Source organism: Sphingobium sp. SG1 (genome assembly GCF_057063145.1).
Genome location: NZ_JBVVOJ010000008.1, coordinates 189,250 through 195,386, shown reverse-complemented (window position 1 = coordinate 195,386; position 6,137 = coordinate 189,250). Strand labels below are relative to the sequence as shown.

Here is a 6,137-nt window from a genome sequence, read left to right as displayed (position 1 = left end):
GCCTGATGCCCCCCTGCGTTGTACCAAGAACATACCGTTCAATGGTGCGTCAGGCACGGTGCAGACTGTCCAGATAACGCGATAAGTTCCTCGCGGGCATAGTCCTTGCTGCCGAAGGGATTGGTCATATCCCGGCTCAGCCGCTTGGGGTGGCCGGTCGCGTGACACAATTCGTGAAAAGCCGTCCTGTGCCAGTTCACCGGATCGAAGAAGGCGGCCTGCGGCGGGACGGCGACGAAGTCGGCACCGGGCGCATAAAAGGCCTTGTCCCCGCCCACGCGAAACTCGACGCCCGAAGCGGCGATCAATTGCCGGGCGACCGGCACGATCTCGCTCTCGGCCAATCGCACCGGATCGCCGGCAAGGTCTGCGGGCAGCCCATCACATTGGGCGACGTTGAAGAGGGTGAAGCGCTTGAGGAAGGGAATGGCGCGGGGCTCGTCGCCATCGCGCGTCGCCCGCTCGGCCTCGCCCCTGGGGGTGAAGCGATCGGCATAGACCACCGTTACGCCGCGCTCACCCTTGCGGACGCATCCACCCGCCTCGCGAGCCTGTCGAAAGGTCAGCCAGCCTTGCGAAGGCCAGCTGTTTTCGATGACGGCGCACCACAGGATCAGGATGTTGACGCCAGAGTAAGGCCGGGCCGTCACCGCGTTGCGCGGAAGGCCGGGCGCGGCGTTGACGCCCAGCCCTTCGATCTTTCCCCATGGCTGGACCCAAGGGAAGCGCCCCGCCTCCAGTTCCGAGACGATGCGCGTGGTCACCTCGTCATAGAGGGTAGCGCGTTCGCCGTTCCCGCCCTTTCCGACTTCACGGGCAGCACTGCGGCTTGAAGAATTCGGCATGGCCTGTCCTTTCCGCCACCCTAAAAAAAGGCACAAAGCCTCCCCGCAAAGGCGGGGGTGGGCGGCGAAATGCGACCAAGAGGCCCGGCTCCAGCGGGTAAGGACACCGCAAGGGCGGAACGGATGTGGAGCACCCCGCAGGAGCGCAGCGGGCGGGGTTGTCCTTGGCCGCGACGGGCCTAGCCGGGAGCGCCGGCCACTCCCGCCACGCCGGGAGAGGCAAACAGGAAGCGCCGCCGCGCGAACCGCGCGGCGACCATCATCCTGCGCAAGCGATCGTCACCGAAGGCCGAGACTCGCAAGGGGCTCGGGGGCGAGGGCAGCGAGCCCTGGAGCGCGGTCGTGGCCCCTACGCGATGCGCCCCTCGAACCTTCCACGGAAGCCTCCGCTGCCCCGTCATCCCTCCGGGCTGGAGATTTAGGACAGAAAGGCAATTCGCCAGCGCAGAACCAGATGCAGACATGCACGCCCGGCCCATCGAAGCAAAAGATCGACAACGCCGCTCAGCCATTCCCGTCAGGCCAGGATTGCAGGATTGCGGCAGGTCCCTTCTGGCATAGCAGGGTGCCTGCCGCCACGAGGCGGCGGACCAGCGACTTGCGGTGCTCGCCATCTCCGGGCCAGCTGCCTGGCCCCAGGACAAGCTCGGCGACGTCCCGCAGGTTCGCCCCTGCGGCGCGTGCATCTGCGGCGAGAAGCGACAGATGCTGGCGCCGCAGCCGATTCGCCTGCCCGCCCGCCCCGGCATGGAAGTAGATCCGCTGGAGCGCGGCCAACTGCGAGCCAAGCCGCTCGTCGGCGATGATTTCGAAGCTCAGCAGCACTGGTTCGGCGGGCAACCTCTCCCCGACAAGATCGATCCGCGCCACCTCCCCCAGGCAGTCGAAGGCGATATGCTCGCCTTCTGTCCCCGGGATGCTGCGCGCCCGGCGGGCCGGCGCATCGAAGCGACAGAACGCATTCGCCTCCCCAGATGCGATCCGGGCGCGCAGGACGCACGGATCGAGGACGGCAGACCAGACCGGCACCACCTGCATAGAATCCTCCCCTGGATCTTCGGCAAAAGTGCAACCCCCATTGGTGCGCCAGGGCAGCCTTGCGCGAGACCAACGGGCGGTCGTCTCGCCCGGATGGTAGATTGTCAGCGACGACCGCGCGCTCCCAGTCAGCACGATAGGCGGGGTCGCGCCGCGTCACCTCCCAGGCCAGACCGGCGCGCCCGCGACGCACCAGTGCCTCGATACGGCGAGCCAGCGGCCCGGCTATCATCGCCAGGCGGCAGGCGGCGGAGGCGCCAGCATGACGGGATGGGCCCGGCGCGGGCGCCGAGGAGATGCGGAAGGGATACGCACATTCGGGGAGCCGAAGCGGTGATCACCAGACCTATGCATATGCCCCCTTTCCGCAAGGGCAGTCGATCTCGATGCCCCAGGCGATGGCGGTGCCCGGGCCGGGCAACGACAGCGCATCCTTTGGTCATCGCGGCCTTCGCGCGAGGCGGTCACCCCCCGAAGATCGTGGCGGGGATTTCCAGCGGGCCGACCGGTCGAGCAATGAGAGGGCATCGCGTGCGTGGCGGCGCGGGGGCCAGGGGGAAGGAGATGAAAGAAATCCAGGGCTCGGGCCGCGGAGCAATCCCAAGCCATCCCTCGCCTCGAGGCCGCGCGGGTCTATAAGCCACTGCGAGCGCCAGGTTCAGGATCTCGTAGCCCGGGAACGCGCAGGAACGCTGCGGGCTGGCAGGCGAGCGGGTCCGACGTATTAACAAGCCGCACCGCAAAGATGCATGATTGCAAAGCGCCATTCATAGGGGGGGGACGCCGCGAATCACGCAATCTGTGCGCACGACCGAACCGATCAAACGGATCGGCCATCCGCCGCGGGCATATGTCTTCCCCGCGCGTCGGGGTGGCAAACCGGAGATTCGCGATCTACTATCCCTGCGGCCAGAATTGACCATAAACGGTATGGGATTGGATACGTTGGGAAAGGTGCTGCGGGCCGCTCGATCATGATGGAGCGGAGGGAGGTGCAACGCTGGTGCGAACGGCAATCAAGATGATCCTCGCGGCCCACGCCGCGTCCATCGAGCGGGCGGCAGCCCGCCCTCTCCCCCTACTGGTCCTTGAAGGAGCGATGCAGTGATGGAGGAGGCTGAAGCCCTTGCCGACAGGCTTGCCCCCCGCCATCGCGAATGCCTGTGGCATGTCTTCCAGCTGCGGACGTCCAAGGAGATTGCGGGTGAGCTCGGCATCGGCGTCGGCACGGTGGACTCCTATATTTCAGAGGCGGTAGCAATCCTGGGCGCGCCCAACCGACGCCGGGCGGCCGAAATGCTGTTCGGCGGCAAGAATATGACGCCCCCCGGGAAATCGGGGGGCGAATTGGCGGGGGTAGCCATCGGCGCGAGCGATCCCCCAGTGCCGGGTCAAGGGTTGCAGGTCGGCGAATGGCAGGTGCTGCTTCCCTTTCGTCACAAGGGAGTAGATCGCAATGCACTCGGACTTATCCACCGCCTCTTCTGGTTCATCCTCCTCGTCCTTGCCGCCGCGGCAAGCTTCGGAATGCTGGCCGTCGGCCTCGAGGTCCTCTCCAGATTCTTCGCTGGCGAATAAATCTGGCCCGCATGCCTCGGGCCCGGGCATCGCCGCCCTCGCCAGCGATCTGCACGCCTATGAGAAGCTGCTCCAAGCCCTGTTTGCCAAAGGCGGCGAGCTTTCGACTTCCGCGATCCTGGCGCAAGTCGGCCGCAACCTGTCCCCCGTGGCCGGCCATCAGGTCCTGGCCGCCATCAGCAACGCGCAGTTGCTGACATCGAGCGCGCTCGGACAGGTCGCCGAGGCCCACCGCATGCTAGAAATGCTTGGTCGCAAGCTCGGGATCGACGTGCAAGCGTTCGGCGACGTCCTCAAGCCGCCGGCAAGCGCGATCGGCGTAGAGCCATCCGGAGCCGATGGATGAGCGGCGGCGATGATCCCGCACGTCCGCGACATCGATGACCCCGATCGCGGCCTTCCTCCTGCTGGTCACCGTCTTGGCGATCCACGCCGGCTGGCGCGGCGGCGCCCCCGAGCGTCTCGCGGCAGCGGCGATGCTGGTCGCCACGATTGCAACGAGCCTTACGAACATGCAGGGGGCCTTGGCTTTTCGCGATGTGCAGTGGTCGATCGTCTGGATCGATGCGGCGCTCCTCGCCGCTCTGCTCGCGATCGCGTTGAGGGCGAATCGCTTCTGGCCGCTCTGGGTTGCGGCGATCCAGTGCCTGGCGCTCGCTGCCCATGCCGCGCGTGCCTTCGACGCCGACATCCTGCCGCTGGCCTATTGGTGGGTCGTCGGCAAGCTGTCCTATCCGATGCTTCTCCTCCTCATCATCGGCACGGAGCGGCATCATCGACGCCGACGTCAGGGCCACCGCGATCCGGCGTGGAGCTGGATCGGCCAATGACGAGGCTCCTCGGCGGGGCACGAGGCAGTGGCGCGAACGTGACGCGGCGCAGGCAGGGTCCAACGGGCGATATCGCATGCCTCCGCGCCGCCCTGGCCCGGAACATGACCGCTCGGGATCGCGCCAGAGTGACATATCGGAGCGACGGGCGATTGCGCATTGTCCGGGAGGGACAGGATAGGGAGGCTGCCAGATGACAGGCTCGGACAAGGAGCTGCGCGCCCAGGCATGCCGGATTCTAGCCAGCATGCGCGAGGCGACGAGTGATTGCCTCGGCAGTGACTTCGTATCCACCCCGCGCCTCGACATGCTCGCCCAGCTCTACCTCGCCGAGTGCGAGCATCGCACGCTGCACGCCTGGAGCTTGTGCCTGGCCTCGCAGGTGCCGGCGTCGACCGCGCATCGCAAGGTCGGTGAACTGGAGCGGGATGGCCTCGTCCTCTGCCGCCGCGGCGCGAGCCCGGAAAATGGAGCCGAGCGAAGCCGCCGACAGCGCGATCACCGCTATGTACGCGTCAGCCTCACGCGCGAAGGCAGGGCGAAAATTGGCCGGCTACTTGACCGACTCGTCAGCATCTGGGGCGGTGCTTGCTCGGGCGACGGGATCGACAGGTCGGCATAGAGCGCAGCCCCTGCCGGGCGCCTGCATGCCTCCGGCGAGGCGTCAGCGTTGACATGCCCCGATACAAGGCCAGCGCCAGCAGGAACGGCACGCGCGATCCTGCAGGCGGGTAGCCGGCGCGGCAAGCCGATACCCGCAAGCGGAGGCGAAACCGGCAGGGGCCCAGCGGACCGGAGCGCGGGGCGCAGAGGTCCCCATGCGCACAATGGAGGTAGGATGGCGCCCGAGCCCATCACGGCAGACTATATATATCGTCGCATCCGGCATGAAATTGTCGGGGGCGCCTTCGCGCCCGGCGCGATGCTCAAGCTCACCCGTCTCACCGATCAGTTCGGCGCGAGCGCTACACCCGTCCGAGATGCCCTGCACCGACTGGTGGGCGAGCGTCTTGTCGTTCTGCTTCCGGGCGGGGGCTTTCGCGTCCGGCCGCTCGATGCCGACCGGCTCGCCGGGCTCTATCGCTGGCATGGCCATTTGATCCAGATCACTCTCGAGCGTCCTTTGCCAGAGAGCGCAAGGAAAGGACTCGGCGCGCTCAAGCATGAGGCCCTAGAGCCGGGACAAGTGGCGGCGGCGTCCGAAAGGCTATTCGGCATCCTGGCATCCGTCCCGCAAAATGAGGAGCTGGAGCAGGCAGTGGCAGCAGCCTCACACGCATTGGCACGTGCGCGGGCCCTGGAGCATCGCCTGCTCCCCGATGTCGTCGGCGAATTCTCGCAGCTCCTCGCCACGATCGACAGGGCGCCGATCGGCGCGGCGCGCCGAGCCATGGCCCGCTATCACCAAGAGCGCGCACGGTCGAGTTTCGCGATCCACATGATAATGCAGCCATGAATAGCCACCAATTGATATATTCATCCAGAATGATGAAGCATTCTCAATACTAATGATAATAGTCCCGCCCGCCCAGCCCCGAGGACTCTCATTCCGGCATAATATAAGTTCGCACGCGGAAACTGCCGATCCTATTCTTCTCGTGCCGCAATCCAGCGGCTACAAGGAGTAGACGAAATGGAACGCAACAGCGAAGACCGCCGTGACGACGTCGTCGAACTCGGCGCGGTGAGCGTCGAAACCAAGGGCATCTCCGGTGGAACGGTCGATGCGCCTGCCGGCCAGGGCCTTGCCGGTATCCTCGACGACTGATCTACCCTGGCGCATTCCCGGCCGGGGATGCGCCAGGCTCCGTAACCCGCAAAGCGCGAGGCAGGCTTTGCCTGCGAC

Annotated in this window: 7 protein-coding genes and 2 pseudogenes; 6 read left to right on the top strand and 3 right to left on the bottom strand. The window is 66.3% G+C overall.

Translation table 11 applies throughout. The features are described 5' to 3' along the window. Nucleotides 1-53 precede the first annotated feature (53 nt). The 3 genes and pseudogenes from AC0KVN_RS18120 to AC0KVN_RS18110 form a co-directional block, all read right to left on the bottom strand. Nucleotides 54-845: pseudogene (locus AC0KVN_RS18120) on the bottom strand (ArdC family protein); the annotation flags it as partial. Between the two features lie 504 nt (nt 846-1,349). Next, complete coding sequence (locus tag AC0KVN_RS18115) at nt 1,350-1,883, bottom strand: DNA -binding domain-containing protein (protein ID WP_017502566.1); 534 nt, start codon at nt 1,881-1,883, stop codon at nt 1,350-1,352. Nucleotides 1,884-1,920: 37 nt separating this feature from the next. Further along, nucleotides 1,921-2,115 (bottom strand): annotated as a pseudogene (locus tag AC0KVN_RS18110) (transcriptional regulator domain-containing protein); the annotation flags it as partial. Between the two features lie 875 nt (nt 2,116-2,990). On the opposite strand from AC0KVN_RS18110, the gene AC0KVN_RS18105 reads away from it, so the two are divergent. The 6 genes from AC0KVN_RS18105 to AC0KVN_RS18080 all read left to right on the top strand — a co-directional run bounded on the left by AC0KVN_RS18105 (nt 2,991) and on the right by AC0KVN_RS18080 (nt 6,059). After that, complete coding sequence (locus tag AC0KVN_RS18105; protein ID WP_099232096.1) at nt 2,991-3,461, top strand: sigma factor-like helix-turn-helix DNA-binding protein; 471 nt, start codon at nt 2,991-2,993, stop codon at nt 3,459-3,461. 148 nt (nt 3,462-3,609) lie between these two features. Continuing rightward, complete coding sequence (locus AC0KVN_RS18100; protein ID WP_038293004.1) at nt 3,610-3,807, top strand: hypothetical protein; 198 nt, start codon at nt 3,610-3,612, stop codon at nt 3,805-3,807. 34 nt (nt 3,808-3,841) lie between these two features. Further along, nucleotides 3,842-4,291, top strand: a complete 450-nt coding sequence (locus tag AC0KVN_RS18095; RefSeq protein WP_017502569.1) for a hypothetical protein — start codon at nt 3,842-3,844, stop codon at nt 4,289-4,291. Between the two features lie 193 nt (nt 4,292-4,484). Continuing rightward, nucleotides 4,485-4,913, top strand: a complete 429-nt coding sequence (locus AC0KVN_RS18090; protein ID WP_017502570.1) for a hypothetical protein — start codon at nt 4,485-4,487, stop codon at nt 4,911-4,913. 216 nt (nt 4,914-5,129) lie between these two features. Continuing rightward, nucleotides 5,130-5,747 carry a GntR family transcriptional regulator gene (locus tag AC0KVN_RS18085; RefSeq protein WP_483656247.1) on the top strand — a complete coding sequence of 206 codons (618 nt, stop codon included), beginning with the start codon at nt 5,130-5,132 and terminating at the stop codon, nt 5,745-5,747. A 177-nt stretch (nt 5,748-5,924) separates the two neighbouring features. Then, nucleotides 5,925-6,059 (top strand): benenodin family lasso peptide, encoded by a 135-nt coding sequence (locus AC0KVN_RS18080; protein ID WP_017502572.1) that lies wholly within the window; start codon nt 5,925-5,927, stop codon nt 6,057-6,059. Nucleotides 6,060-6,137 lie beyond the last annotated feature (78 nt).

Bases quoted from the DNA above. Each gene is read 5' to 3' on its own strand.
- AC0KVN_RS18115 (WP_017502566.1), bottom strand. From the start codon at position 1,883: ATGCAGGTGGTGCCGGTCTGGTCTGCCGTCCTCGATCCGTGCGTCCTG.
- AC0KVN_RS18105 (WP_099232096.1), top strand. From the start codon at position 2,991: ATGGAGGAGGCTGAAGCCCTTGCCGACAGGCTTGCCCCCCGCCATCGC.
- AC0KVN_RS18095 (WP_017502569.1), top strand. From the start codon at position 3,842: ATGACCCCGATCGCGGCCTTCCTCCTGCTGGTCACCGTCTTGGCGATC.
- AC0KVN_RS18090 (WP_017502570.1), top strand. From the start codon at position 4,485: ATGACAGGCTCGGACAAGGAGCTGCGCGCCCAGGCATGCCGGATTCTA.
- AC0KVN_RS18085 (WP_483656247.1), top strand. From the start codon at position 5,130: ATGGCGCCCGAGCCCATCACGGCAGACTATATATATCGTCGCATCCGG.
- AC0KVN_RS18080 (WP_017502572.1), top strand. From the start codon at position 5,925: ATGGAACGCAACAGCGAAGACCGCCGTGACGACGTCGTCGAACTCGGC.